This is a genomic window from Duganella sp. HH101 (assembly GCF_001758795.1).
In the GTDB taxonomy this organism is placed as follows: Bacteria; Pseudomonadota; Gammaproteobacteria; order Burkholderiales; family Burkholderiaceae_D; genus Rugamonas; species Rugamonas rivuli.
On the sequence record NZ_LRON01000009.1, the window covers coordinates 193,077 to 217,866 of the forward strand.

At 65.6% G+C, this 24,790-nt stretch carries 24 protein-coding genes; 13 read left to right on the forward strand and 11 right to left on the reverse strand.

Annotation, left to right across the window (positions count from 1 at the left end):
- Positions 1 to 15: 15 nt before the first annotated feature.
- Together DUGA2_RS16580 and DUGA2_RS16585 are read right to left on the reverse strand one after the other, a co-directional pair.
- Positions 16 to 1,515: a DegQ family serine endoprotease gene (locus tag DUGA2_RS16580; protein WP_070270415.1), complete on the reverse strand. Its 1,500-nt coding sequence runs from the start codon at positions 1,513 to 1,515 to the stop codon at positions 16 to 18.
- Between the two features lie 160 nt (positions 1,516 to 1,675).
- On the reverse strand, positions 1,676 to 2,134 hold the full coding sequence (locus DUGA2_RS16585) for an Hsp20 family protein (RefSeq protein WP_008451218.1): 459 nt from the start codon (positions 2,132 to 2,134) through the stop codon (positions 1,676 to 1,678).
- A gap of 251 nt (positions 2,135 to 2,385) precedes the next feature.
- On the opposite strand from DUGA2_RS16585, the gene DUGA2_RS16590 reads away from it, so the two are divergent.
- From DUGA2_RS16590 to DUGA2_RS16600, 3 genes are read left to right on the forward strand one after another with little or no spacing between them, the layout of a single operon-like run.
- Positions 2,386 to 4,266 carry a M61 family metallopeptidase gene (locus tag DUGA2_RS16590; protein ID WP_070270416.1) on the forward strand — a complete coding sequence of 627 codons (1,881 nt, stop codon included), beginning with the start codon at positions 2,386 to 2,388 and terminating at the stop codon, positions 4,264 to 4,266.
- Positions 4,267 to 4,326: 60 nt separating this feature from the next.
- On the forward strand, positions 4,327 to 5,253 hold the full coding sequence (locus tag DUGA2_RS16595; protein WP_070270418.1) for a sensor domain-containing diguanylate cyclase: 927 nt from the start codon (positions 4,327 to 4,329) through the stop codon (positions 5,251 to 5,253).
- Positions 5,254 to 5,307: 54 nt separating this feature from the next.
- The gene (locus tag DUGA2_RS16600; protein WP_008451224.1) at positions 5,308 to 5,655 is read left to right on the forward strand and encodes a hypothetical protein; all 348 of its coding nucleotides are present in this window, start codon (positions 5,308 to 5,310) and stop codon (positions 5,653 to 5,655) included.
- Here DUGA2_RS16600 and DUGA2_RS16605 read toward each other — a convergent pair whose 3' ends face one another.
- The 3 genes from DUGA2_RS16605 to imuA are packed head-to-tail and all read right to left on the reverse strand — an operon-like array spanning position 5,656 to position 8,570.
- Entirely contained in the window at positions 5,656 to 6,411 is a 756-nt protein-coding gene (locus tag DUGA2_RS16605; RefSeq protein ID WP_070270419.1) for a S9 family peptidase, read from the reverse strand.
- A 31-nt stretch (positions 6,412 to 6,442) separates the two neighbouring features.
- Complete coding sequence (locus tag DUGA2_RS16610; RefSeq protein WP_070270421.1) at positions 6,443 to 7,921, reverse strand: DNA polymerase Y family protein; 1,479 nt, start codon at positions 7,919 to 7,921, stop codon at positions 6,443 to 6,445.
- Entirely contained in the window at positions 7,851 to 8,570 is a 720-nt protein-coding gene (gene imuA, locus DUGA2_RS16615) for a translesion DNA synthesis-associated protein ImuA (RefSeq protein ID WP_070270422.1), read from the reverse strand. The genes DUGA2_RS16610 and imuA overlap by 71 nt, the downstream gene beginning before the upstream one ends.
- Before the next feature lie 134 nt (positions 8,571 to 8,704).
- Between imuA and DUGA2_RS16620 the strand changes: the two genes are divergently transcribed.
- Positions 8,705 to 9,958 (forward strand): putative Na+/H+ antiporter, encoded by a 1,254-nt coding sequence (locus DUGA2_RS16620; RefSeq protein ID WP_070270424.1) that lies wholly within the window; start codon positions 8,705 to 8,707, stop codon positions 9,956 to 9,958.
- Here the strand turns inward: DUGA2_RS16620 and DUGA2_RS32735 are convergent.
- From DUGA2_RS32735 to hrpA, 3 genes are all read right to left on the reverse strand, one after another.
- The gene (locus DUGA2_RS32735) at positions 9,894 to 10,241 is read right to left on the reverse strand and encodes an addiction module antidote protein (RefSeq protein WP_071658924.1); all 348 of its coding nucleotides are present in this window, start codon (positions 10,239 to 10,241) and stop codon (positions 9,894 to 9,896) included. The two genes, DUGA2_RS16620 and DUGA2_RS32735, sit on opposite strands and share 65 nt — an antisense overlap.
- A gap of 25 nt (positions 10,242 to 10,266) precedes the next feature.
- Positions 10,267 to 11,412: a PHB depolymerase family esterase gene (locus DUGA2_RS16625; RefSeq protein WP_070270425.1), complete on the reverse strand. Its 1,146-nt coding sequence runs from the start codon at positions 11,410 to 11,412 to the stop codon at positions 10,267 to 10,269.
- A 66-nt stretch (positions 11,413 to 11,478) separates the two neighbouring features.
- Positions 11,479 to 15,783: an ATP-dependent RNA helicase HrpA gene (gene hrpA, locus DUGA2_RS16630; RefSeq protein WP_070270427.1), complete on the reverse strand. Its 4,305-nt coding sequence runs from the start codon at positions 15,781 to 15,783 to the stop codon at positions 11,479 to 11,481.
- A gap of 55 nt (positions 15,784 to 15,838) precedes the next feature.
- Here hrpA and argA point away from each other — a divergent pair, with 55 nt between their 5' ends.
- Together argA and DUGA2_RS16640 are read left to right on the forward strand one after the other, a co-directional pair.
- A complete protein-coding gene (gene argA / locus DUGA2_RS16635; protein ID WP_070270429.1) occupies positions 15,839 to 17,149 on the forward strand; it encodes an amino-acid N-acetyltransferase in 1,311 nt (436 codons plus the stop codon).
- A gap of 34 nt (positions 17,150 to 17,183) precedes the next feature.
- Entirely contained in the window at positions 17,184 to 17,456 is a 273-nt protein-coding gene (locus DUGA2_RS16640) for an oxidative damage protection protein (RefSeq protein ID WP_008451241.1), read from the forward strand.
- Positions 17,457 to 17,563: 107 nt separating this feature from the next.
- Here DUGA2_RS16640 and DUGA2_RS16645 read toward each other — a convergent pair whose 3' ends face one another.
- Positions 17,564 to 17,929: a hypothetical protein gene (locus DUGA2_RS16645; RefSeq protein ID WP_070270431.1), complete on the reverse strand. Its 366-nt coding sequence runs from the start codon at positions 17,927 to 17,929 to the stop codon at positions 17,564 to 17,566.
- Positions 17,930 to 17,955: 26 nt separating this feature from the next.
- The gene (gene rpiA / locus DUGA2_RS16650) at positions 17,956 to 18,633 is read right to left on the reverse strand and encodes a ribose-5-phosphate isomerase RpiA (protein ID WP_070270432.1); all 678 of its coding nucleotides are present in this window, start codon (positions 18,631 to 18,633) and stop codon (positions 17,956 to 17,958) included.
- A 223-nt stretch (positions 18,634 to 18,856) separates the two neighbouring features.
- Between rpiA and DUGA2_RS16655 the strand changes: the two genes are divergently transcribed.
- Genes DUGA2_RS16655 through DUGA2_RS16675 form a run of 5 tightly spaced genes read left to right on the forward strand, consistent with a single transcriptional unit; the run spans position 18,857 to position 21,748 of the window.
- A complete protein-coding gene (locus DUGA2_RS16655) occupies positions 18,857 to 19,228 on the forward strand; it encodes a response regulator (protein ID WP_070270434.1) in 372 nt (123 codons plus the stop codon).
- Between the two features lie 2 nt (positions 19,229 to 19,230).
- Entirely contained in the window at positions 19,231 to 19,857 is a 627-nt protein-coding gene (locus DUGA2_RS16660; protein ID WP_070270436.1) for a chemotaxis protein CheC, read from the forward strand.
- Positions 19,854 to 20,828, forward strand: a complete 975-nt coding sequence (locus tag DUGA2_RS16665; RefSeq protein ID WP_070270438.1) for a sensor domain-containing diguanylate cyclase — start codon at positions 19,854 to 19,856, stop codon at positions 20,826 to 20,828. The genes DUGA2_RS16660 and DUGA2_RS16665 overlap by 4 nt, the downstream gene beginning before the upstream one ends.
- Positions 20,829 to 20,852: 24 nt before the next feature.
- Entirely contained in the window at positions 20,853 to 21,323 is a 471-nt protein-coding gene (locus DUGA2_RS16670) for a DUF6265 family protein (protein WP_070270439.1), read from the forward strand.
- Entirely contained in the window at positions 21,320 to 21,748 is a 429-nt protein-coding gene (locus tag DUGA2_RS16675; protein WP_070270440.1) for a VOC family protein, read from the forward strand. Before DUGA2_RS16670 ends, DUGA2_RS16675 begins: the two co-directional genes overlap by 4 nt.
- On the opposite strand, the gene DUGA2_RS16680 is transcribed toward DUGA2_RS16675, so the two are convergent.
- The gene (locus tag DUGA2_RS16680) at positions 21,745 to 22,593 is read right to left on the reverse strand and encodes an AraC family transcriptional regulator (RefSeq protein WP_070270442.1); all 849 of its coding nucleotides are present in this window, start codon (positions 22,591 to 22,593) and stop codon (positions 21,745 to 21,747) included. The two genes, DUGA2_RS16675 and DUGA2_RS16680, sit on opposite strands and share 4 nt — an antisense overlap.
- A 92-nt stretch (positions 22,594 to 22,685) precedes the next feature.
- On the opposite strand from DUGA2_RS16680, the gene DUGA2_RS16685 reads away from it, so the two are divergent.
- Together DUGA2_RS16685 and DUGA2_RS16690 are read left to right on the forward strand one after the other, a co-directional pair.
- Positions 22,686 to 24,122, forward strand: coding sequence for a cytochrome P450 (locus DUGA2_RS16685; RefSeq protein WP_070270443.1), 1,437 nt, complete (start codon positions 22,686 to 22,688; stop codon positions 24,120 to 24,122).
- A 53-nt stretch (positions 24,123 to 24,175) separates the two neighbouring features.
- A complete protein-coding gene (locus tag DUGA2_RS16690) occupies positions 24,176 to 24,748 on the forward strand; it encodes a hypothetical protein (protein ID WP_070270445.1) in 573 nt (190 codons plus the stop codon).
- The last annotated feature ends 42 nt before the right edge of the window (positions 24,749 to 24,790 follow it).

Below are 24,790 nucleotides of genomic sequence, written 5' to 3' on the forward strand. Positions count from 1 at the left end.
CCCTGCTTACCTTACTTAGCCCAGTCGCACCGGGATAAAGATTTTATCGTCGCCGCGCTGTATCAGCAATGCCACCGACTTGCCGGACTTGTCGACCACATCGCGCACCTGCTCGATGGTGTTGACCGGACGGCCGTTCACCGATAGCAGCACATCGCCCGGTTGCACGCCGGCATTGGCCGCGGCGCCGCGCGCATCCTCGATCAGCAAGCCGTTCGGAATGCCGGACTGGCGCTTCTCGATGCTTTCCAGCGGCCGCAGCGACAAGCCCAGCTTCAGCTTGGCGCTGGCCTGGTCGGGACGGTCGCCATCGGCCGCCGCCACCTTGTCGCTGGCATTGCCCAGCGTGGCCTTCAAGGTTTCCAGCTTACCCTGACGCCAGACTTCTATCGTCACTTTATCACCTGGCGTGGCCAGGCTGACCATCGCCGGCAAATCGCCGGAGCTGACGATCTTGGCGCCGTTGAGCGTGCGGATCACATCGCCCGGTTTCAAACCGGCCTTGTCGCCGGGGCCGCCCTTCTCGATATTGGACACCAGCGCGCCTTCCGGCGTGGCCAGATTGAAGGAATCGGCGAAGCCCTGGTTGATCTCCTGCACCGTCACGCCCAGCTTGGCATGCGTGACCTTGCCGGTCGAAACGATCTGGTCCTTGATCTTGCCGGCCACGTCGATCGGGATCGCGAACGACAGGCCCTGGTAGCCGCCGGTCTGGCTGTAGATCTGCGAGTTGATGCCGACCACTTCGCCGCGCGTGTTGAACAGCGGACCGCCCGAGTTGCCGGGATTGACGGCGACGTCGGTCTGGATGAACGGTACATTCCCGTCCGGCAGCGAACGGCCCTTGGCGCTGACCACGCCGGCGGTGACGGTGTTGTCGAGGCCGTATGGCGAACCGATGGCCAGCACCCACTCGCCCACTTTCAGGTCGTTGCCCTTGGCCAGCGGCACCACCGGCAAGTTCTTGGCGTCGATCTTCAGCACGGCCACATCGCTTTTCGGGTCGGAGCCCAGCACCTTGGCGCGGAACTCGCGGCGGTCGGTCAGCTTGACCACCACTTCGCTGGCGTCGCGCACCACGTGGGCGTTGGTCAGAATGATGCCGTCGACGCTGATGATGAAGCCGGAGCCCAGGCCGTGGGTCGGCACGCTGCGCTGGCCGCCGCGCTGCTGCGGGCCCTGGAAGCGGCGGAAGAATTCATAGAACGGATCGTCGGCAAACGGATCTGCGCGGCCGGCCTGCTCGCCGCCGTCGTAGGCGGTCTTGGTGCTGCCGGTAACGCTGATATTGACCACGGCCGGGCCGTTATGGGCGGCGATCACGCTGAAGTCGGGCAGCGCGATGGTCGGCGCAGGCACGGCGACGGCCGTACCGGCTTGCGGCGCGGCGGCCTGGGCCACAGCGGGGGCGGCGGCAACGGCGGTTCCCTGTTGAACGGCGACGGCGCCGCCCACGCCTATCACGCCCAGCACGGCCACGGCGAGGGCTGCACGTTTGAGAGTCGATACGGACATAGCTGCACTCCTGAATGAATGAATGAGGTTTGTAGATGTATCCAATATGAGGGTAAAAACTTAGACCCGTCTTAACTATACAATTGCTTACAAGCGGGGTGAAGTTTACGCAAAACTGGCCGGATATACCGGCCAGTCGGAACTACTCAGTCAGGCCGGATCAGGCGGCTTGGCGCTGCTCCAGGGCGGTGACGTTCTCGCCGCCGCCGATGACGATCTTGCGCGGTTTCAGCGCTTCCGGCACTTCGCGCACCAGCTCGATGCTGAGCATGCCGTTGTCGAAGCTGGCGCCGGTCACTTTGACGTGGTTGGCCAGCTGGAAGCGCTGCTCGAAATCGCGGGCCGCGATGCCGCGGTGCAGATAGGTGCGCTCGGTGGCGTCCTTCTGCTTGCGGCCGACCACGTGCAGCGAATCGCGTTCGAAGGTGATGTCGATTTCCGAACGGTCGAAACCGGCCAGCGCCATGACGATGCGGTATTGGTCGTCGGAGACGAGCTCGATGTTGTACGGTGGGTAGCTTGGGGTGGCGTCGCCGCGCTGGGCGTCGTTCAGCAGTTGTGCCAGACGATCGAAGCCGATGGCGGAGCGATACAGTGGGGTCAGGTCGAAGTTGCGCATGGTAGATATCCTTTTCAAGTTAAGCGATATGGGCGGGGAAGATTCCCCTCTGGTGGTCCCCATCTGGGCAACCACTGAGTCCGATATAGGATGGTTTCCGGGGCTTTCAAGGCCTTGAAAAACGGCCACAAGATCCCCAGAGCCGCAATTTTTTTAAAAATATTTACGCTGCACTGCGCCATGCCTTTGCCAGATTTGCAAGTTACCCCCGTGCTACACTCTTCTTCTTGTCCATCCCATTTATCGACCACATGTCCATATCTCGTGCCGCCCTCGCCGTCCTGATGGCTACCGCCTTCAGCGCCCAGGCAGAAGCCATCTCCGAACAGCCTTACCCAGGCACCATCGTCTTGAAAGTGGACGCCACCAACACGGCGCAACAAATCTTCCGCGTGCGCGAGAGCATCCCCGCCAGGCCGGGCAAGCTGACGCTGCTGTATCCGCAGTGGATACCGGCCAACCACGGCCCGAGCGGCGCGCTGAACCAGTTCGCCGGCCTCAAGGTCAGCGCCAACGGCAAGCCGCTGGAATGGAAGCGCGACACCGTCAACGTCTACGCCTTCCATATCGAGGTGCCGAAGGATGCCTCGTCGGTGGATGTGGAATTCCAGTATCTGTCACCGGTGGAAGCCAACCAGGGCCGCACCACGATGACCAACGACATCCTCGGCGTGCAATGGCAATCGCTGACGCTGTATCCGGCCGGCTACAATAGCCGCCGCATCACCATGCAGCCCAACCTGACCGTGCCGGCCGGCTGGCAATACGGCACCGCACTGGAGACCGCCACGCGCAACGGCGACGAGATCGCCTTCAAGCCGCTGGACCTGGAAGCGATGATGGATTCGCCGCTGTTCGCCGGCCGCCACTTCCGCCGCATCGACCTCGACCCGGGCGCGAAAGTGCCGGTGCACCTGAACGTGGTGGCCGACTCGGCCGAGCAGCTGGAAGCGACGCCGGAACAGATCGCCCCGCACCGCGCCATGGTGCAGCAGGCCTACAAGCTGTTCAACTCGCAGCACTACCAGCACTACGACTTCCTGTTCGCCATCAGCGACGAGTTCGGCGGCATCGGCCGCGAACATCACCAGTCGAGCGAGAACGGCGTCAAGCTGGGCTACTTCAGCGAATGGGCCAAGCACGAAGCGCGGCGCGAACTGCTGCCGCATGAATTCACGCACTCGTGGAACGGCAAGTTCCGCCGCCCGGCCGACCAGAACGTCCCCAACTTCAACACGCCGCTGCAGAACTCGCTGCTGTGGGTGTACGAAGGCCAGACCCAGTACTGGGGCGCGGTGATCGCCGCCCGCTCCGGCCTGATCACGCCCGAGCACACGCGCGACCTGCTGGCCGCCACCGCCGCCCGCTACGACAACACCCGCGGCCGCGAATGGCGCGCGGTGCAGGACACCACCAACGACCCCATCGTCAACGCCCGCCGTCCGCAAGGCTGGAACAACTGGCAGCGCGCCGAGGACTACTACTCGGAAGGCGAGTTGATCTGGCTGGACGCCGACACGCTGATACGCGAAAAATCCGGCGACAAGCGTTCGCTGAACGACTTCGCCCGCAACTTCTTCGGCGTCGACGACGGCGTCAACGTGGCCAAGCACTACACTTTCGACGACGTGGTGAAGGCGCTCAACGCCATCCAGCCGCACGACTGGGCCAGCTTCCTGCGCACCCGCCTCGACGGCCACGGCCCCGGCGCCCCGCTGGACGGCCTGGCCCGCGCCGGCTGGAAACTGGTCTACGCCGACAAGCCGACCGACTTCATGAAAGCCCAGGAAGAGCAGAGCAAGTCGGCCAACTTCCAGTACTCGCTGGGCTTTTCGGTGGGTGCGGAAGGCAAGCTGGAAGCCTTCCAGTGGGAAGGCCTGGGCTTCAAGGCCGGCCTGTCGGGCGGCAGCACGCTGCTGGCCGTCAACGGCCGCGCCTACAAGGCCGAGGTGCTGCGCGCCGCCGTCACCGCCGCCAAGACCGGCAAGGAACCGATCAGCCTGCTGGTCAAGAAGGGCAATCTGTACCAGACCTACGCGCTCGACTACCACGGCGGCCTGAAGTATCCACGCCTGGAACGCATCGAAGGCACGCCGGACCGCCTTGAGGCAATTTTGCAACCGCTGAAGTAATTGTCGCAACCTTGGGGGCCGGGTAGTTGTGCCGGCGCCCCATCGCGTTATACTGGCCCCATGCCAGACCGGACCGACATCCATCCTCCTCCGCGCACCGAGCTAGACGAGCTGCGCGCGTCCGACCGCATTTTCCGCGCCCTGCTCGACAACGCCCCGGTCCTGATCTCGACTAAGGATTTGCAAGGCAATATCACGATGGCCAACCGCCATTTCGACATCCTCGACGGCTACGATGCCGCAAGCTTCGTCGGCGCCAATGTGTTCGAACTGTTCCCGCGCGAAATCGCCGAGCAGCTGTGGCGCAACGATCGCACGGCCGCGCTGGAAAAGCGCGCCATCCACGAGGAGGAAACGGTCTACCACCGCGACCAGACGCTGCACACCTACATGACCGTGAAGTTCCCGCTGCTCGACGACGACGGCGAGGTCTACGCCACCTGCGCCGTCTCCACCGACATCACCGAAGCCAAGGCCGCCCAGGTCGACAGCGTCACCGACGAGTTGACCGGGCTGAAGAACCGCCGCTATTTCAACATCCGCTTCGGCGAGGAACAAAAGCGCGCCCAACGCGACCGGCGCCTGCTGACGCTGCTGCTGATCGACGTCGACCGCTTCAAGGAATACAACGACCACTACGGCCATCCGCAGGGCGACCAGGTGCTCAAGGCCGTGGCCGACGCCATGGGCCAGGCCTTGCACCGGCCGGGCGACCTGTGCTTCCGCATCGGCGGCGACGAGTTCGCCTGCCTGTTCGCCAGCAACAGCAGCGATGAGAGCGAGGCCCTGGCCGAACGGATACGCGCCAACGTGGAGGCGCGCCGCATCCCGCACCAGGCCAACACGCCGGGCGGCCATGTGACGCTGTCGCTGGGGCTGGCCTTCATACAGCCGGACGCGACGCTGAGCCAGGAGCAGATCTACGAACTGGGCGACCAGGCGCTGTACCGGGCCAAGCACAAGGGCCGCAACACGGTTTCGCGCTAGCCTGGAGCGGCTCGGGCGCTTCGGCGAACCGATGATTTGGTGTATGCTAATCGTATGAACAAAGACACCGACATCCAACTCAGCGGCCCCTTCAAGGCCACCGACGGCTCCGGCCGTGCCCATGACGCCAAGGCGATCCGTATCTTCGACGAAGGTTACGGCGCGATCGACGTGTATGTGGACTTTTCCGGCTCGATCAGCGGCCTGCACAAGGACAAATCGCTGATCGACGCCGTGGTCGCGCAACTGCGCACCGTCGGCTACAAGGGCCCAGCCCTGACCGCCGGCGATTCCGTCCTGCAGGAAAGCAAGCTGCTGGTGCTGGAAGCGCCGGACGAATTCAACACCTTCGCCGCCGGCAAGGGCTGGAAAGACCTGGCCGAAGAGTTCGACGACGAGTAATCAGAGGTAGCGGTCGCTCCAGGCCGCGATCAGGTTCGCCACGTAGACGGCATCGTCGCGGTCGGTCAGCAGGTGGTCCGCGCTGTCGAGCGAGATGAAGCTTTTCGGATGCTTGGCGGCCGTAAAAATCTCCATCGCGTTGCTGATGCCCACCGTGTCATCGCCCGGCGCGTGCATCACCAGCAAGGCCCGCTTCAGGGCCGCGATCCTCCCCTTCAAATTATGCCCGCCCGCATCTTCGACAAATTGTTGCTTGATGCGGAAAGGCCTGCCCGCCAGTTGCACCTGCGCCTCGCCGGTGCGGGCGATTTCATCGAGATGCTGGCTGAACATGCCCGTCACCTGGCTGGGGTCGCTCGGCGCGGCCAGCGTCACCACCGCCTTCACTTCCGGCACCTGGGCCGCGACCGCCAGCACCGCCGCGCCGCCGAGGCTGTGGCCGATCAGCAGGCTGGGCGCCATGCGGCTGCCGCGCAGATAGTCGGCCGCCGCCAGCAGGTCCGCCAGGTTGGACGAGAAATTGGTGTTGGCGAATTCGCCCTCGCTGGCGCCCAGGCCGGTGAAGTCGAAACGCAGCACGGCAAAGCCATGCTCGGTCAAAGCCTGGGCGATGCGGCTGGCGGCAAACACGTCCTTGCCGCAGGTGAAGCAATGGGCGAACAAGGCATAGGCCTTGATCTCCCCCATCGGCTTATCCAGCCGGGCCGCCAGCTTTTGGCCGTCGGCGCCGGGGAATTCCAGTCGTTCAGATCGCATGGTGCTTCCTGCTGTAAATAACAGCCTCCATTTAACCAAACAAACCGTGCAGATACCAGCGCGCCGACTGCTCGCCCTCGTGGCCGGTGCGCTCCCGGTACAGCCAGTAGTGGGCGCAATCCTCGCCCTCGGCCATGAAATAGTCGCGGGTTTGCATGGTGCTCCACCAGCCGGCCTCGATGCGCTCGCCGGTGGACATGATCTTCAGCGGCGAGCCGTAGAACGGCCGGTGGTCGCGCATCAGCAAGGGGATGGGCTTGGCCAGCAGCCAGGCCGGACGCGGCAGGCTGGGCATGTCCGGCGGCAGCTGGGCGCGGGCGTCGGCGGGACGGATTTTTTCCTGCACGCTGACCCAGGCGTTGGCCTGCTCGGGGCGGTAGTCGGCGCGCGGTGCGGCTTGCAGCACGTTCTCCGGCCCCAGCCGCGCGGTCAACACTTCCAGCAGGCGCTGCCAGTCCTCCTTGCTGCCGCCCGGCTCGGGGAACAGGCTATCGCTCGGCGGCGCCATCGGCTGCACCTGCGGCGCCTCCAGGCACAGGCCGATCACCGGGGCGTCCAGCACCTGCTTGGCCAGCCGCTCCTTGAGCAGGCGCACCAGATGCTCGTCGCGCCAGACCGGCTCGGCCAGCACGATGTCGATCACCGTCGGCGGGCCGGCCACCTTGCCGCGCTCATGCTCCAGCAGCAGGCGCACGCGCTCGACCGCGAACTGGTGCGCGCTGAGCCAGCCGGTCAGCTGTTGCAGCAGGCGGCGCGCGCCGAACAGCAGGGCCTCGGCGTTTTCCACGCGGTCGAACAACTCCAGTTTGGCGCGGAAGCTGGCCGGCGCCGCCAGCCATTGGTGCATCTCGGCCCGTTCGCCGTAGGCGTCGTCCAGCATGTCCAGCAAGGCCCGGCCGCAGCGGCGCTGCAAGCCGGGACGCGGTAGGCGGCGCATCTCGCCCAGCGTCAAACACCCTATGCCCTCCAACCAGCTCAGGTAGGGCCGAGCCGGGGGCAGCAGGCTGCTGGGCAAGCGGTCCATGCGCCGCGCTAACGCCTCCATCGTCAAGGCCCGTCCGGCATTGCTACGGGCCAGCAACCAGGCTCCGCGCGCGGTGGATGCGCAGCTGAGCACGGCGGTAAAACCGAGCGCCTCCATGCTGGCCGCCACTTGCCGGCACAGCGCGCGCACGCCGCCGAACAGGCGCAGGCTGGCGCCCACGTCGAGCAGCAGCGTGGCCTCCTCCGCCTGCGCCAGCTGCGGCGTGAATTGCAGCAGCGCCATCGCCACCGCATGCTGCGCATCCGCTTCCAGTGGCAGTGCGCGCTGCTGGAACTGCGCTTGCGGCGCCAGCATCAGCGCACCGCCGCGCCGCATGCCCTCCTCCACCCCGGCCTGTTGCGCCAGCGTCGACATGGCCACCACCCGCTCCTGCTCCAGCACCACCGTGCAGCGGTCATCCGACCAGCGCGGGCAGAACACTTCGAGCGGGAGCCGTGGCAGGTGTATTCCGATCCAGAGGCGCATGGCGTTGTAAGAGCGATGGGGTTAAGGGCAAGAACAAGGGGGCGTCGCGCTGCGGCCCTCGTCGTTTGACAAAGCCGATGTTGACGCCACCCGGCGCGGTGTGCAGCGACAGCCGCAGCGGCGCGGGCGACGCATCCTGCGCGGCGGCCAGCGGCCGCAGCATGCAGAACAGCGTGTCCCCGCTTTGCGCGGCCAGATGCAGGCGGCGCAGGGTTTCGCCGCGCGCATGGTTTTGCCACAGCAGCAGCGCGCCGCAACAGCCGCTGCGCAGTACTTGTTCCGCGGCCCACAGGGCGTCGCCGCTTTTGGCGCCGCTGCGTATCCAGATCAGCTGCGACGGTTCCAGCCCCAGCGCGGCCAGCGCCAGCGCCTGCGGCGCGTGCGGCGGTTGCAGCAGCGCGATGGGCCGCTTGCCCAGCCCCAGCAGCGCCGGCCGCAGCAGGCGCAGCTCGCCGATGCCGTGTTGCTGCACCAGCAGGTCGATCAGCGTGCCCAGCGGCCAGCCGCCGCCCGGCAACTGCGCCGACAACGCGGCAAAGCCGGTGTCGACGCAGCGGGTGGCGCTGTGCGCCAGTTGCGACGCCAGCCACAGCGATGGATGGACGGCTTCAGGCGCAAGGGCGGCGAAACGGGTGGCTGATCGGTTCATGATATGGAACGGATTTTACCGCAAATACTGTATAAATACACAGTAATATTTGTGCCCGATTTTGGCAAGGTCAAAACTGTATCGTGCGCCCCATGCTGTACCATGTAGTTCAGGCAACTCAACAAGGACATCCTTTGCAAACCATCCAACTGGTCGGCGCCATCCTGTTCGGACTGGCGCTGCTGCACACCTTTGCAGCCAAATCCTTCGAAGTGTTATCGCACCGCCACCCGCGTCATGCCGGGCTGTTCCACCTGCTGGGCGAGGTGGAAGTGGTGTTCGGTTTCTGGGCCTTCATCCTGATCATCGCCATGGCAGTGCTGAGCGGCAGCGACGCCGCCATCGGCTACGCCGAGTCGCGCCAGTACACCGAGCCGCTGTTCGTGTTCACGGTGATGGTGGTGGCCGCGTCGCGCCCGGTGCTGGACATCGTGCAGCGCATGCTGATGGTGCTGGCCAGGCTGCTGCCGATGCGCACCGAACTGGCGCTGGTGTGGTTCGGCCTGGCGCTGGTGCCGCTGACCGGTTCGCTGATCACCGAGCCGGCCGCGATGACCTTGGCCGCGCTGATGCTGGCGCCGCTAATCTTCCGCGAGGGCATGCCGGAGTGGCTGAAGTACGGCGCATTGGGCGTGTTGTTCGTCAACGTCTCGATCGGCGGCACGCTGACCGCCTACGCCGCGCCGCCGGTGCTGATGGTGGCGACCACCTGGCAATGGGATAGCGCCTTCATGGCCACGCACTTCGGCTGGAAGGCGGCGATCGCGGTGGTGATCAACGCGACCGCGGTCAGCTTCATTTTGCGCCCGCATTTGCGCGCGCCTGCGGCCGCGTCGGCCGAGGTCGAGGCGGCGCCGGCGGTGCCGTTGATGGTGACGGCCATCCATCTGGCCTTCCTGGCAGCGGTGGTGGTGCTGGGGCATCACCCGGTGCTGTTCCTCGGCATCTTCATGCTGTTTTTGGGGTTCACGCAGGCTTACCAGCGCTACCAGAATCCGCTGATCGTCAAGGAGGGACTGCTGGTCGGCTTCTTCCTGGCCGGGCTGGTGGTCTTGGGCGGCATGCAGCAATGGTGGTTGCAGCCGATTGTGGAAAGCCTGCCGCCGGTGGCGCTGTTCTTCAGCGCGCTGGGTTTGACGGCGATTACCGACAATGCCGCGCTGACCTATCTCGGCTCGCTGATCGAAGGGATTTCGGCGCAGTCGCAATACATGCTGGTGGCAGGCGCGGTGGCAGGCGGCGGCCTGACGGTGATCGCCAACGCGCCGAATCCGGCCGGCGTGTCGCTGCTGCGGCGCGGCTTCCAGGACGAATCGATAGGCGCTATCGGCCTGCTGGCCGGCGCACTGGCGCCGACCGCCGTGGCTGCGCTGGCGTTTCTGCTGTAGCCACCTCGACCTGGAATTTCAATCCAAGCGCGCGCATGACTTTCAGGATGGTCGCGAAGCTTGGATTGCCATCGGCGGAGAGGGCCTTGTACAAGCTTTCACGGCCCATTCCGGTGTCGCTGGCAAGTTGCGTCATCCCATGCGCGCGGGCGATGTTGCCCAGCGCCTTGGCGATGAAAGCGATATCGTCCACCGCTTCTTCAAGACATGCATCGAAATAGAGGGCCATATCTTCTTTGGTCTGAAGGTACTCGGCACTGTCCCACTTCTTTAACTCAAGCATCACAATCACCTCCTGCCAGCCCAGCTCAAGCGCGCTGGTGACGAGAAAAGAACTCCAACATCATTTTACTAGCATCGGGTCCGGCCTTGGCGTTGAAGGCCAGCGCCGGATCGCCGCCGCTCCAGGCGTGTTCGAGGTCGGCGATGTGGGCGACGCGCAGCAGCAGCTTTCTTCCTTCGTAGAAGTCGTGCAGCTGGTGGGCGTTGTGGCGGCCGCCGCGTCCTTGCGGTTTTTGGGTGATCTTCGGCGCCGTCGACAAGCGGTTCAACAACTGGCTTTGGCGCGCCAGCTGCATCTGGTTGATGGGGCGGACCACGTTGTCGCCCGCCCCCTGGATCAGGATCGCGGGCATGCCGGGGAACTGGGGATGGCGCGTCAGCACTTCGTGCGCGGCCGCATCGGCGCGCAGCGCGGCGCCGTGCTGCATCACGCCCAGCGCGCCGATGGTGTTGTGGCCCGCGCCAAACACGGGGCCTGAATGCAGCCCCACGGCGGCGAACAAGTGCGGATGATTCAGCGCGATGATGTTGGCCATGCCGGCGCCGGCCGAAATGCCGGCGATGTAGATGCGCGAACGGTCGATGGCGTACTGCGTCATCACTTTATCGATCATGCCGACGATGATGGGCACGTCGCCGCCGCCCTCCTGCGTGGCGCGGTCGTACCACTTCCAGCAGCGCTGGGCATGGGTGCTGACCAGTTGCTGCGGATAGAGGACCGCATACCCCATCTGCTCAGCCCACTGGTTCATGCGCGTGCCTTGGGCGAACTGGGTGGCGGTTTGCTGGCAGCCGTGCAGCATCACCAGCAGCGGCAAGCCTTTGCGCTGCGTGTCCTCAGGCGGATTGTTGGGCAGGTAGAGCCAGTAGCTCATGCGGCGCCCGGGCGTACCGATGCCGGGTGGTGCGGAGAAGTGGGAGGCCAGCCATTTGCCGGGCGACGGCGGGACGTGTATCGCGACGGATGGCACGGTGCGGCGCGGCGCGGCCGGCAAGGCGCGTGCACGCGGCGCCGCCGCCTTGGCGACCTTGGCGGCGGGCTTGCGTTTTCGCTTGGGCTTGGCGGCTGCGGGCGCGGCGAACAGCGCCGTCACGATCTTGCTGACGGCACTGCTCTGCCGCTTCCCCGAGCGGACCAAAGTACGTAACAAACTGCTGGCGGCTCTCTTCATCGCGGCGATCTCCTGTTGCGATAAAGTCTACTCCGAACCTCCTTCAGCCTGCGTGCGGCAGCGCGCTTAGCGCTGCATCGACTCCCACACTTTCAGCAAACGCTTGGCCGATACCGGCATCGGCGTGCGCAGCTCCTGCGCGAACAGCGACACACGCAATTCCTCCAGCATCCAGCGGAACTCCACCATCTTCGGATCGGTGTTCTTGCCAGCCGATTTGTCCTTGTTGGCACGCTGGTACAACATCGCCGCCTGCTGCCATTCGGCCATCAGCTTGGCGTCGCGCGCGGGGTCGCCGCGCAGCTTCTCGATACGCACATTCATCGCCTTCAGATAGCGCGGGAAGTGCGACAACTGGCTGTACTCGTTCTCCGACAGGAAGCGCTTGTTGACCAGCCCTTGCAACTGCGCCTGCATATCGGCCGCCGCCTGCGCGGGCAGCCCTTGCAAGCGCTTGGGCAGGCCATGGAACTCGGTCAGCACCTGCGACAGCAGGCGCGCGATCTCGTTCACCAGCAGCACCAGGCGCGACTTGCCTTCGTCCTTGCGCTTGGCGAAGCCGGCCGCGTCCACCGGCAGCGGATCCTGCAAGCAGGCGATGTCCAACGCCTTGTTGATGATTTGCTCGCGCAGTTCTTCCTGCGTGCCCATGCTCATGAACTGCATGCCCATCTGCTGCAAGCCGGGTATGCTTTTTTCGATGAACTTGATCTGGTCTTTCATCTGCAATGCGAACAGGCGACGCAGGCCGATACGGTGCGTACGCGCCGCCACGGTCGGGTCGTCGAACACCTCGAGGTCGCAGTGCGTGCCCTTGTCCACCAGCGCCGGGAAGCCGATCAGCGTCAGCTTGCCTTGCGCGATTTCCAGCAGCTCCGGCAGCTCGCCGAAAGTCCACGCGGTCAGGCCGGTCAGCGTGATGCCGCTGGTGGCCGTCGGCGCGGCGCCGGCTGTTGCGGGAGCGCCCTTGCCTTGCGCCGCCGGTGCGCCAGCCTTCGCCGACGCCGCAGGCGATGCGGCCGACGATGCACTGCCGCCGCTACCCAACGCGCGCATGCTCACGCCCTGGCCGCCGGACGACTCGGCCATCTTCTGGAAGCTTTCCCGCGCCTGCGTGCCGAATTCGGCCTGCAATGTAGCGAGGTTGCGGCCCATGTCCAACTGGCGTCCGTGCTCGTCGATCACCTTGAAGTTCATGAAGTGGTGCGCAGGCAGCGTCTCCGGTTTGAAGTCGCTGGTCAGCACCGAGATCGTGATCTGCGAACGGATGTCGGCGATGATCGCGTCGACCAGATCGCCGCGCCCGAACACGCCCGCTTCATGCACACGCTCGCAGAACTTCGCGGCGTAATCCGGCAGCGGCACGCAATGGCGGCGCAGCTTCTGCGGCAGTGACTTGAGCAGCAGATGCACCTTCTCCTTCAACATGCCCGGCACCAGCCACTCGCAACGTTCGCGCGGCAGCTGGTTCAAGGCATACAGAGGCACCGCCATGGTCACGCCATCGCGCACGCTGCCCGGTTCGAAGTGATAGGTCAGTTGCATCTCCAGCCCCGTCACCGACATCATCTTCGGGAACAGGTCGGTGGTGACGCCGGCCGCCTCGTGGCGCATCAACTCGTCGCGGTTCAGGTACAGCAGCTTCGGCTCGGCGAACGTCGCATCCTTGTGCCACTTCTCGAAGCCGGCGCCGTTGACCACGTCGGCCGGTATCAGCTTGTCGTAGAAGGCGGCGATCAGTTCATCGTCCACCAGCACGTCGAGACGGCGCGACTTGTGCTCAAGGTTCTCGATCTCCTTGATCAGCTTGTGGTTGTGCGCGAAGAACGGCGCACGCGTTTCGTAGTCGCCGCCGACCAGCGCATCGCGAATGAAGATCTCGCGCGCCTCGGCCGGATTGAACAAGCCGTAGTTGATGCGGCGCTGGCTGTACACCACCAGACCATACAAGGTGGCGCGCTCGGATGCGCTGACCTGCGCGGACTTCTTCTCCCAGCGCGGCTCGCCCCACGATTTTTTCAGCAGGTGGCCGCCGACCTTTTCCAGCCACTCCGGCTGGATCTGCGCCACGCAGCGCGCATACAGGCGCGTGGTGTCGACCAGTTCGGCCGCCATGATCCACTTGCCCGGTTTCTTCAGCAGCGAGGAACCCGGCCAGATATTGAACTTGATGCCGCGCGCGCCCAGGTAGCCGGCGCCCGGCTCGTCCTCGCCCTTGAAGCCGATATTACCCAGCAGGCCAGTCAGCAGCGCCAGATGCAGGTTCTCGTACGTGGCCGGCGTCTCGTTGATACGCCAGCCTTGCTCCTTCACGATGGTCAGCAACTGCGAATGCACGTCGCGCCACTCGCGCAGGCGCAACTGCGACAGGAAGTTGGTGCGGCAGTTGTCCATCAGCTGGCGATTGGTCTTCTTGTGCTCAATCGCGTTCTCGAACCACTTCCAGATCTTGATATAGCTGAGGAACTCCGACTTCTCGTCGGCGAACTTCTTGTGTGCTTCGTCGGCAGCCTGCTGGTGTTCCATCGGACGGTCGCGCGGATCCTGCACCGACAGCGCGGACGCGATGATCAGCACTTCGTCCAGGCAGACGTTGTCCAGCGCGGCCAGTATCATGCGGCCTACGCGCGGGTCCAGCGGCAGCTTGGACAGCTTCTTGCCCAGTGGCGTCAGCTGGTTGTATTCGTCGACCGCGCCCAGTTCCTGCAGCAGCTGGTAGCCGTCGGCGATGGCGCGGGCCAGCGGCGGCTCGATGAACGGGAAAGTCTCCACGTCCGTCAGGTGCAGGGACTTCATGCGCAGGATGACCGAGGCCAGCGACGAGCGCAGGATTTCCGGCTCGGTGAACTTCGGCCGTTGCAGGAAGTCCTGCTCTTCGTACAAGCGGATGCAGACGCCGTCGGCCACGCGGCCGCAACGGCCGGCGCGCTGGTTGGCGGCCGATTGCGCGATCGGCTCGATCTGCAGCTGCTCGACCTTGTTGCGGTAGCTGTAGCGCTTCACGCGCGCCAGGCCGGCGTCCACCACATAGCGGATTCCCGGCACGGTCAGCGAGGTTTCGGCGACGTTGGTGGCGAGGACGATGCGGCGGGCGTTGGTCAGCTTGAACACGCGCTCCTGCTCCTCGGCCGACAGGCGGGCGAACAGCGGCAGGATTTCCACATGCGGCGGGTGGTGCTTGCGCAGGGCTTCGGCGGCGTCGCGGATTTCGCGTTCGCCGGGCAGGAACACCAGCACGTCGCCCGAACCGAGGCGGGCCAGTTCATCGACGCCGTCGACCACGGCGTCCATCAGGTCGCGCTTTTCGCGGGCGGCGGCGGTGCGCTGGCCCTTGCCTTCGGCGTTGGCCACGGCCGGATTGGGCACGTCACTTTCGATCGGGCGGTAGCGCACTTCCACCTTGTACAGGCGGCCGGAGACTTCGATCACCGGCGCCGGTTTCTCCGGCGTGCCGAAGTGGCGCGAGAAGCGGTCGGCGTCGATGGTCGCGGAGGTGATGATCACCTTCAGGTCCGGGCGGCGCGGCAGCAGCTGCTTCAGGTAGCCGAGCAGGAAGTCGATGTTCAGGCTGCGTTCGTGCGCTTCATCGATGATGATGGTGTCGTAGTTCTTCAGCAGCGGATCGGTCTGCGTTTCGGCCAGCAGGATACCGTCGGTCATCAGCTTGACCGAGGCGCCCTTGGTCAGCGTGTCGGCGAAGCGGACCTTGAAGCCCACCGTTTCGCCCAGCGGCGTGCCCAGCTCCTGCGCGATGCGCTTGGCGGTGGACGAGGCGGCGATACGGCGCGGCTGTGTGTGGCCGATCAGGCCTTTCTGGCCGCGGCCCAGTTCCAGGCAGATCTTCGGCAGCTGCGTGGTCTTGCCGGAGCCGGTTTCGCCGGAAACGATGATGACCTGGCTGTTTTGCAGCGCTTCGGCGATTTCGTGGCGGCGGCCGGAGACCGGCAGGTCTTCGGGATAGGTGATCGGCGGCAGCGGGTTGCGGAAGGCGCGCTCGGCGTCGCGGGCGGCTTGTTCTTCAGGCGTCAGGCGCGGCTTGGGCTCGCGGCGCGGCGGCGCAATCAGCCCGCCCTCGCCGTCCGGCAGCGCTGCGCGGGGCGGCCGTGCGGCGCGCGGCTGCTGCGGTGCACGCGGCTGGCCACCCTCCGGGCGCGGACCACGGCCCGGCTGCGGCTGCGCACCTTCGGCACGCGGCGGCCGCTGCTGGCCGGCCGGACGCGGTTCGCCGCTGCGCGGGCGGGCCTCTCCTTGCGGGCGTGGCTGGCCCTGCCCTGGCCGGGCGTTGGGCGCTTGCGGGCTGCGGGAGGGGCGATTCTGCGTGCTGGCGGGCGTACTGGACGCGCCTTTAGACTTGTTGCTGGCTTCTGACATTGTTTTTTACAAAGGTTTTGGCGCGGAAGTCGCGCACCGAATTATAATGCGGCTAATGGAAAACCCTACCCAATTCGTCCAATGGCTGCGCTCAGTCGCGCCTTACATCCACGCCTTCCGTGGCAAGACCTTCGTGGTCGCCTTCCCTGGTGAGCTCGTGAGCGCCGGCGCGCTGCAAGTGCTGGCCCACGATCTGTCGCTGCTGCACGCGCTCGACATCAACGTCACCGTGGTCTACGGCTCGCGCCCGCAGGTGGCCGAGCAGCTGGCCCTGCGTAACGTCGAAGGCCGCTTCCACAACGGCGTGCGCATCACCGACATCGCCGCCATGGAGTGCGCCAAGGAAGCCGCCGGCGAGCTGCGCCTCGATATCGAGGCCGCCTTCAGCCAGGGCTTGCCGAACACGCCGATGTCCAACGCGGCCATCCGCATCATTTCCGGCAACTTCATCACCGCCCGTCCGCTGGGCGTGATCGACGGCGTCGACCTGGAGCTGACCGGCGTCACCCGCAAGGTCGACGCCGAAACCATCCACTCCATCCTCGGTTCGGACGGCCTGGTGCTGCTGTCGCCGCTGGGCTTCTCGCCGACCGGCGAAGCCTTCAACCTGACGATGGAAGACGTGGCGTGCAGCACCGCCATCGCCCTACATGCGGACAAGCTGATCTTCATCACCGAGACCGGCATGATGACCGACGCCGGCGGCGCCGAGATCCGCGAACTGTCGTCGCACCAGGCCGAGGCCGTGTTGCAGGCCGGCTTCCTGCCGGACGCCACCGCCTTCTACCTGAAGCACTGCATCAAGGCGTGCGACAACGGCGTCGAACGCTCGCACATCGTCTCGTTCAGCATGGACGGCTCGGCGCTGCTGGAGCTGTTCACCCACGATGGCGTCGGCACCATGATCTCGCACGAGAACCTGGAATCGCTGCGCCAGGCCACCATCGAGGACGTCGGCGGCATCATCAAGCTGATCGAGCCGCTGGAGGCCGACGGCACGCTGGTCAAGCGCGGCCGCGAGCTGATCGAGCGCGAAATCGACTACTTCTCCGTCATCGAGCACGATGGCGTGATCTTCGGTTGCGCCGCGCTGTATCCGTTCCCGGAACAGAAGATGGCCGAAATGGCATGTTTGACGGTCAACCCGGAAGTGCAGGCCCAGGGCGACGGCGAGCGCATCCTCAAGCACATGGAGAACCGCGCGCGCGCCATCGGCGTGCAAAAGCTGTTCGTGCTGACCACCCGCACCTCGCACTGGTTCCAGAAGCGCGGCTTCGTGCCCGTCACCGTCGACGCCCTGCCCAAGGACCGCCAGCGCATGTACAACTGGCAGCGCAAGTCCCAGGTTTTGATTAAGACCTTATAATGTCGTTTTACATACCGCTTTAGGAGCAACACAGATGGCCCGCACCGTTCAATGCATCAAACTCAACAAAGAAGCCGAAGGTCTGGACTTCCCGCCGTATCCGGGCGAACTGGGTAAGAAGATCTATGAATCGGTTTCGAAGGAAGCCTGGGCGGCCTGGCTGAAGCACCAGACCATGCTGGTCAATGAGAACCGTCTGAACCTGGCCGATCAGCGCGCCCGCAAATACCTGGCGACGCAGATGGAGAAACACTTCTTCGGCGACGGCGCCGACGCGGCCATGGGCTACGTGCCGCCGACCGAGTAACTGACTAATAGAGCTTGTTCAAAGCGAGCGCAGCTAGGCGCGGCGACGAAGACAGTGCGCCTGCACGGCTAGGAGCCGCAACAACGCTGCGGTCGCTTTGAACAAGCTCACATCACCTTGCACTGCTTCAGTTCGCATCTTGCCATGAAAACTTTGCCGTTTTCGCAAGTCATGCGATACACCTCGACCGGTCCCGGTTCGCTCACCAAGCCCGCACCCCAGCCGCCCTTGCAGCCCTGCTGTTTGGCCAGCCCCTCCACCGTTGCCGACGAGACGCCGGCGCGGAATGGCACTTTCTGGATTTCGACGCCGTCGTTATAGCCGATCGGCGTGCCATCGTCGGCCGTGGTGCGCGGCGCCGGCTTGCGCGGCGGCGCCGCTTCCTCGCGCGCCTTGCCCAGCGAGGCAGGCAGCCACGAACAGGCGTTAAGCAAGGACGTGCCGCACAGCAGGAGGATCAGGGAGCGTTTCATGGAAGCCCGGGTAAGGTGAACGGCGCTTAGAACTTCAGGGTCTTGACGCCGTCCGCCATGCCCAGCAGGCAGACGTTGGCGCCGCGCGCGGCGAACAGGCCGACGGCGATCACGCCGACGATCTGGTTGATCTGCTGCTCCAGCGCCACCGGATCGGTGATCGACAAGCCGGCGACATCGATGATCATGCCGCCGTTATCGGTGATGAAGGCTTCGTCGGTGCCGGCCTTCAGGCGCAGCTTCGGCGTGCCGCCGATGGCGGCCAGCGCGCGCGTGACCGAGGCGCGCGCCATCGGCAGCACTTCCACCGGCAGCGGGAACTTGCCCATCACGTCGACCAGCTTGGAACCGTCGGCGATGCAGACGAACTGGCCGGACACCGAGGCGACGATCTTCTCGCGCGTCAGCGCCGCGCCGCCGCCCTTGATCATGGCGCCGGTATTGGTGATCTCGTCGGCGCCGTCGATGTAGACGGCGATGGCCGGCACGTCGTTCAGGTCGAACACTTCGATGCCGTGGCCGCGCAGGCGGGCCGCGGTCGCTTCCGACGAGGCCACGGCGCCCTTGATGCGGTGCTTGATCTTGGCCAGCTCGTCGATGAAGAAGTTGGCGGTGGAGCCGGTGCCGACGCCGATGATCTCATTGTCCACCACGTAATCGATGGCGGCGCGGGCTACGGCTTGTTTCAGTTCGTCTTGGGTCATGATGTTTCTATAAGAGAGGGGAATTCAATCCCGCTATTTTAACGGATCTCCCCCGTCCGCCACCGTTTTCGGCCAAAAATTGCGCTCAGACAACATCACGCGGATGCCGGTGTCGCAGACTGGCACAAGCGCTGCGCCTACGCAACGATGCTTGCCAGCGAAGGGGCCGGATATGCGAGAATGAAGTGCACGCAGGTCCAAAAACGATCGCCGGGGATGAGACATGACGCCAGCAAAAACAGTCTTGATTGTCGATGACAGCCGCGTTTCGCGCATGATGGCCCGGCAGTACATCGCCGGCCTGCACGCCGACTGGATCGTCGAGGAGGCCGGCACCGGCGAGGAATCGCTGGCCAAGGCGCGCGCCGCCCCGCCCGACCTGATCCTGATGGACGTCAACATGCCCGGCATGGGCGGCATCGCCGCCGCCGAACAGCTGCGCCAGGAATTCCCCACCATCCCGATCTCGCTGCTGACGGCCAATGTGCAGACGGCCACGCGCGAGCGCGCGGCCCAGCTGGGCATCGGCTTCATGGAAAAACCCATCACCGAGGCGCGCATCGCGCAACTGCTGTCCACGCTGGAGGCGGCTTGACCATGTTCTCCCTGTCCGAACTGGAAAACGATGCGCTGATCGAGATCTTCAACATCGGCGTCGGCCAGGCGGCATCGTCGATGAGCGCCATCGTCAACGAATCGGTACGCATGTCGGTGCCGTCGGTGAGCTTCATCAACCGCGTCGAGGCCGCGCGCCTGCTCGACGGCAAGGCGCCCGAGGCCGGCGCCATCTGCGGCGTCAGCCAGCACTACGAGGGCGCCTTCTCGACCGAGGCCATCCTCATGTTCCCCGAGGATAAAAGCCTGGAGATCGTGCGCCTGATGGTGGGCGAATCGGTGCCGCTCAAGGAGCTGACCGAGATGGAGCAGGAAGCCATGTGCGAGATCGGCAACATCATCCTCAACTCCTGCGTCGGCACGCTGGCCAACATCTTCCAGCGCGAGCTGCACGGTTCGCTGCCGCAGTACCACGTCGGCACCAGCGATGAAATCCTGATCGCCTCCGGCAGCCAGCACGACACCGTGGTGCTGATGCTGCACATCGACTTCGTGCTGGAGAAGCACCAGATCCACGGCTACGTCGCCTTCGTGCTGGACATCTCGGCGCTGCACGACCTGAAGGAGCAGATCAACCTCTACATCGCCCGCGCCATGGGCCAGGCATGATGAATCCGTTGAACGAAGCCCACCGCCTGCACCTGCTGCACAGCGTGCTGTGCGCGGTGAACCTGGGCGCCATCGTGCTCGACAACGAACGCCGCATCGTGCTGTGGAACTCGTGGATGATCAAGCATTCCGGCCTGGGCCACGACAAGGTGATCGGCGCCGACTTCTTCACCGTCTGCCCCGGCCTGCGCGGCGGCCGCATGGAGGCGGCGATCCAGCAGGCGCTGTACAACAACTTCCCCTCGCTGCTGTCGCAGACGCTCAACAAGGCGCCGTTCGTGCTGCACGCCAGCCCGGTGACGGCCGCCCGCAACGAGCGCATCCAGCAGGCGGTGGAGGTGACGCCGATCGCGGTCGAGGGCGCGCCGCGCCACTGCCTGATCCAGATCACCGACGTCAGCATCGCCGTCGGCCGCGAGAAGCTGCTGCGCGAGCAAGCCATGGTGCTGCGCTCGCAGACCTTCGCCGACGGCCTGACCGGCATCGCCAACCGCCGCCACTTCGACGTCGCCATGGAAAAGGAGCACCGCCGCGCCAAGCGCGGCGGCACGCCGCTGTCGCTGCTGATGATCGACATCGACCACTTCAAGGCCTACAACGACCACTACGGCCACCAGAAGGGCGACCAGTGCCTGATCCAGGTGGCGGCCGCGCTGGCGGGCATGCTCAAGCGCCCGTGCGACCTGATGGCGCGCTACGGCGGCGAGGAGTTCGCGATGATACTGCCCGAGACCGACGTCGAGCAGGCCACCGTGATGGCCGAGGCGATCCGCGCCCGCGCGCAGCAGCTGGCCATCCCGCACGAGCGCAACAACGCCGAGCTGCGCCAGGTCACGGTCAGCATCGGCATCGCCACGCAGAAGGTCGACACGGCGGTGGAGATCGAAGCGCTGATCGGCGCCGCCGACCGCGCGCTCTACCTAGCCAAGCGCAACGGCCGCAACCGCATCGAATCCATGCTGCCGGCTTGACCATCCACCCCACCGAGGATCAGTATGCGCAACGTTACCGTTTTATTGGCAGCCTGTGGCGCGCTATGCTCCGTCCACGCGGCGCCGCTGGAACAGCTGTCGTGGCTCAGCGGCTGCTGGGTCGATCCTGCCGGCGAGGCGGGATCGGGCGAGCAGTGGACCACGCCCGCCGCCGGCTCCATGCTGGGCATGGGCCGCACCATCAGGGGCGGCAAGCTGGCGACCTACGAATTCATGCGCATCGCCGACGGCGGCGACGGCCAGGCCGTGTTCCATGCGCAGCCGGCCGGCAAGCCGTCGGCCAGCTTCCGCGCCATCGTGCAGAGCGCCACGGAAGTGGTGTTTGAAAACCTGGAGCACGATTTTCCGCAGCGCGTGATCTACCGCTACGAAGCGCCGGCCACGCTGCGCGCCAGCATCGAGGGCCAGCGCAACGGCGCGCTCAAGCGCATCGAATTCCCGCTGGTGCGCGGCGCCTGCGCAGGCGCGCCATGACGCCGTTGGCGCCCAACCGTTCGATCCAGGCGGTGATGGTGATACCGGTGCTACACTATCCGGACGTGGGCCTGGCGGCCGAGTGGCTGTGCGGCGCGTTCGGCTTCAGCGAGCGGCTGCGCATCGGCGACCACCGCATCCAGCTCGACATCGACGGCGGCGCCGGCGCGGTGGTGGTCGCGCAGCGTCCCAGTCCCGCGCCGCCCTGCCCGCATCCCTGCCACTCGATCATGGTGCGCATCAACGACATCGACCAGCACTACAAGCGCGCCATGGCCGCCCGCGCGCGTTCGCTCAGCCCGCCGACCGGCTATCCCTTCGGCGAACGGCAGTACTCGGTGACGGATCCGGGCGGCCATATCTGGACCTTCTCGCAAACCATCGCCGACATCGATCCCGCCGCCTGGGGCGGCACGCTGCGCTAGGTCCAGATGCGGTAGATCCAGTAGCTTTCGTCTTCGGATTTCATGATGCGGGCCAGCTCGTGCGGGCTGTGGCCGGTGATCTCGCGCGCCTCGCGGCAGAAGTGCGCCTGGTCGGAATAGCCGCCGCGCGCGGCCACGTCGGACCACACCACCCGCCCCGCCAGGAACTCGTCGCGGGCGTCGAAGAACGACTGCTCGGCGCGCTGCAGGCGCAGCAGCTTGCGCATAGGCTGGCCGGCGCGCGCCTTGATGTGGCGCTCGATGCTGCGTACGCCGCGCCCCAGCGCCGTATCGGCCACCTGCCACGCCAGGTGGCGCACCCAGTCGCTCGCCGTGGCGCCCGCGCCGCCGGGACGCGCCGCCTGCCAGCGCGGCGTCAGGAAGGCTTCCAGCACCGCCAGCCGCGCAACGTCGTCGGGGGCGGCCAGCACCGCGTCGGACATCGCGGCCCACTCGGGGCCCAGCACCGTTCCGGCGTCATCCCAGCGGTTGACCCAGGCCGGCACGTCGACGCCGCCCAGCGCGTGCATGGCCTGCGGATAAAACATCACCATCAATATCCGCACCGCGCCGGGATTGTAGGTAATCATCGGCCGCGTCTGCGGGCCGACGAACACGGCGCGGATTTCCGTCTTCGGCATGCCCGGCGGCTCGACCACTTCGGCCTCGCCTTCGATGAACCAGGTGATCGAACAATGCGGCGTGGCCGGGAAGTGATTGAAGCGGTCGGCCGGATCGGTCAGCGGCGCTTCCACCGTGCTGCGCGTGATGTAGGCGCGCACGCAGGAGGCCAGCGCAAACGGCGGCACGATCAAACGCGTCAGGGATGGTTCGGTGTCGGACATTTGCAAAGTTTATACCAAAGCTGTCGCAAACGTTCAATACGCGGCCACGGCGGCGCGGCATAGTGGAGCCATCATAACGAGAGGAAGCAGACATGGAGAACACGATCACCGCCCCCGCCGCCGCCCGCCTGCGCACCGTGGACAGCCTGCCGGGTCCGCGCCCATGGCCGCTGCTGGGCAACCTGCCGAACATGGATCTGCGGCACATCCACCAGAGCGTGGAAGAGTGGAGCAAGCGCTTTGGTCCCGTGTTCAAGATCAGCATCGGCAAGACGACGACGGTGGTGCTGGCCGGGCATGACCTGGTCAACGCCGCGCTGCGCGACCGTCCCGACGGCTTCCGCCGCCCGTCCATCACGGCCCAGGTATCGAATGAAATGGGCGGCCGTCCCGGCGTGTTCCTGGCCGAGGGCGCGGCCTGGCGCAACCAGCGCCGCATGGTGATGACCGCGCTGGCGCCGCATGCGGTGAAGGCCTACTTCCCTTCGCTGGTGGCGGTCGGCCTGCGGCTGCGGAAACGCTGGCGCCAGGCGGCGCGCGACGGCAGCGCCATCGACCTGACCGAAGACCTGAAACGCTTCAGCGTCGACGTGATCGCCGGCCTGGCGTTCGGCTCCGAGGTCAACACCATCGACGGCGGCGAGGACGTGATCCAGCGCCATATGGACACCATCCTGCCGGAGGTGTCGCGCCGCTCGTTTTCGCTGTTCCCTTACTGGCGCTACGTCAAGCTGCCGCGCGACCATCATCTGGACAACTGCGTGCGAGAGCTCGATAAGGCGGTCGATGAGCTGATCGCCACCGCGCGCGTCCGCCTGGCCGCCGAGCCGCAGCGGCGCGAGCATCCCGCCAACCTGCTGGAGGCGATGATCTGCGCCGCCGACGAAGGCGACAGCGGCCTCGATGACGTCGCCGTCGCGGGCAACGTCACCACGATGCTGCTGGCCGGCGAGGACACCACCAGCAACACGCTGGCATGGATGCTCTACCTGCTGCAGCAGAATCCGGCCGCGATGCGCAAGGCGCGTGAAGAGGTGCTGCGCGTCGCGCCCGATCCGGCGGCGTTCAACATCGAACAGATGGACGCGCTGGACTATCTGGACGCCTGCGCCCAGGAAGCGATGCGCCTGAAACCGGTGGCGCCCTTCCTGCCGCTGGAGGCGTTGCGCGACAGCGTGGTCGGCGACGTGCAGATTCCCAAGGGCGGCCTGGTGTGGTGCGTGATGCGCCATGACAGCGTCAGCGACAGCCACGTCCCGCAGGCCGGCCAGTTCGATCCGGAACGCTGGCTGAAAAAAGGCGATGGCGCGATGGACAAGCATGTGTCGATGCCCTTCGGCGCCGGCGTGCGCACCTGCCCGGGGCGCTACCTGGCGCTGCTGGAGATCAAGCTGGCCAGCGCCATGGTGCTCAGCAGCTTCGACATCGCCTCGTTGGACACGGTGGACGGCGCGGAACCTGAAGAGCTGATGGCCTTCACCATGTCGCCGGTGGGCCTGCGCATGCGGCTGCGCGACCGCGTCAAGTAAGCCCTATGCTGCACAAGCTCCATCGCGCAGGCGCCTGTGTACTCGGCGCTTTTTTGACGCTACATCTGTTCAACCACTTGCTGGCGATCGGCAGCGTGGAGGCCCACATCCATTTCATGGAGGCGTTCCGCGCGGTGTATCGCAACCGGGTGGTTGAGATCATCCTGCTGTTGTGTGTGGCGAGCCAGGTCGCCAGCGGCCTGGCCTTCGTCCGCCGCCGCTGGCGCGACCGGCATCAGGGACTCGACCTGCTGCAACTCGGCTCGGGGCTGTACCTGGCGTTCTTCCTGCTGGTGCATGTGGGAGCGGTGCTGGCCGGGCGCATGAAGTTCGGGCTCGATACGAACTTCTACTATGCCGCCGCCGGCATGCATGTGCTGCCGTATCGTTACTTCTTCATGCCCTACTACTTCTTCGCCGTGCTGGCGATCGCAGTCCATCTGGCCCGGGCGCTGCACTGGCTGGCGCATGATGGCCTGGGCACTGGGGCGATGCGCAGCGCCACGACGCTGCTGATGGCCTCCGGCTTCATCGCTGCCACGCTGATCGTCGCGGCCTTGTCCGGCGCGCTGTATGTCGTGACAGTGCCGGCGAAATACCTCGCCACATTTGTGTCGGGCGGCTGAGCGTATATACTTCTGCGCTGAACACCCAGTCACCAATGAAAG

Excerpts from the sequence above, each read along its gene's own strand:
- DUGA2_RS16580 (WP_070270415.1), bottom strand. The coding sequence starts at position 1,515 with ATGTCCGTATCGACTCTCAAACGTGCAGCCCTCGCCGTGGCCGTGCTG.
- DUGA2_RS16585 (WP_008451218.1), bottom strand. The coding sequence starts at position 2,134 with ATGCGCAACTTCGACCTGACCCCACTGTATCGCTCCGCCATCGGCTTC.
- DUGA2_RS16590 (WP_070270416.1), top strand. The coding sequence starts at position 2,386 with ATGTCCATATCTCGTGCCGCCCTCGCCGTCCTGATGGCTACCGCCTTC.
- DUGA2_RS16595 (WP_070270418.1), top strand. The coding sequence starts at position 4,327 with ATGCCAGACCGGACCGACATCCATCCTCCTCCGCGCACCGAGCTAGAC.
- DUGA2_RS16600 (WP_008451224.1), top strand. The coding sequence starts at position 5,308 with ATGAACAAAGACACCGACATCCAACTCAGCGGCCCCTTCAAGGCCACC.
- DUGA2_RS16605 (WP_070270419.1), bottom strand. The coding sequence starts at position 6,411 with ATGCGATCTGAACGACTGGAATTCCCCGGCGCCGACGGCCAAAAGCTG.
- DUGA2_RS16610 (WP_070270421.1), bottom strand. The coding sequence starts at position 7,921 with ATGCGCCTCTGGATCGGAATACACCTGCCACGGCTCCCGCTCGAAGTG.
- imuA (WP_070270422.1), bottom strand. The coding sequence starts at position 8,570 with ATGAACCGATCAGCCACCCGTTTCGCCGCCCTTGCGCCTGAAGCCGTC.
- DUGA2_RS32735 (WP_071658924.1), bottom strand. The coding sequence starts at position 10,241 with ATGCTTGAGTTAAAGAAGTGGGACAGTGCCGAGTACCTTCAGACCAAA.
- DUGA2_RS16625 (WP_070270425.1), bottom strand. The coding sequence starts at position 11,412 with ATGAAGAGAGCCGCCAGCAGTTTGTTACGTACTTTGGTCCGCTCGGGG.
- hrpA (WP_070270427.1), bottom strand. The coding sequence starts at position 15,783 with ATGTCAGAAGCCAGCAACAAGTCTAAAGGCGCGTCCAGTACGCCCGCC.
- argA (WP_070270429.1), top strand. The coding sequence starts at position 15,839 with ATGGAAAACCCTACCCAATTCGTCCAATGGCTGCGCTCAGTCGCGCCT.
- DUGA2_RS16640 (WP_008451241.1), top strand. The coding sequence starts at position 17,184 with ATGGCCCGCACCGTTCAATGCATCAAACTCAACAAAGAAGCCGAAGGT.
- DUGA2_RS16645 (WP_070270431.1), bottom strand. The coding sequence starts at position 17,929 with ATGAAACGCTCCCTGATCCTCCTGCTGTGCGGCACGTCCTTGCTTAAC.
- rpiA (WP_070270432.1), bottom strand. The coding sequence starts at position 18,633 with ATGACCCAAGACGAACTGAAACAAGCCGTAGCCCGCGCCGCCATCGAT.
- DUGA2_RS16655 (WP_070270434.1), top strand. The coding sequence starts at position 18,857 with ATGACGCCAGCAAAAACAGTCTTGATTGTCGATGACAGCCGCGTTTCG.
- DUGA2_RS16660 (WP_070270436.1), top strand. The coding sequence starts at position 19,231 with ATGTTCTCCCTGTCCGAACTGGAAAACGATGCGCTGATCGAGATCTTC.
- DUGA2_RS16665 (WP_070270438.1), top strand. The coding sequence starts at position 19,854 with ATGATGAATCCGTTGAACGAAGCCCACCGCCTGCACCTGCTGCACAGC.
- DUGA2_RS16670 (WP_070270439.1), top strand. The coding sequence starts at position 20,853 with ATGCGCAACGTTACCGTTTTATTGGCAGCCTGTGGCGCGCTATGCTCC.
- DUGA2_RS16675 (WP_070270440.1), top strand. The coding sequence starts at position 21,320 with ATGACGCCGTTGGCGCCCAACCGTTCGATCCAGGCGGTGATGGTGATA.
- DUGA2_RS16680 (WP_070270442.1), bottom strand. The coding sequence starts at position 22,593 with ATGTCCGACACCGAACCATCCCTGACGCGTTTGATCGTGCCGCCGTTT.
- DUGA2_RS16685 (WP_070270443.1), top strand. The coding sequence starts at position 22,686 with ATGGAGAACACGATCACCGCCCCCGCCGCCGCCCGCCTGCGCACCGTG.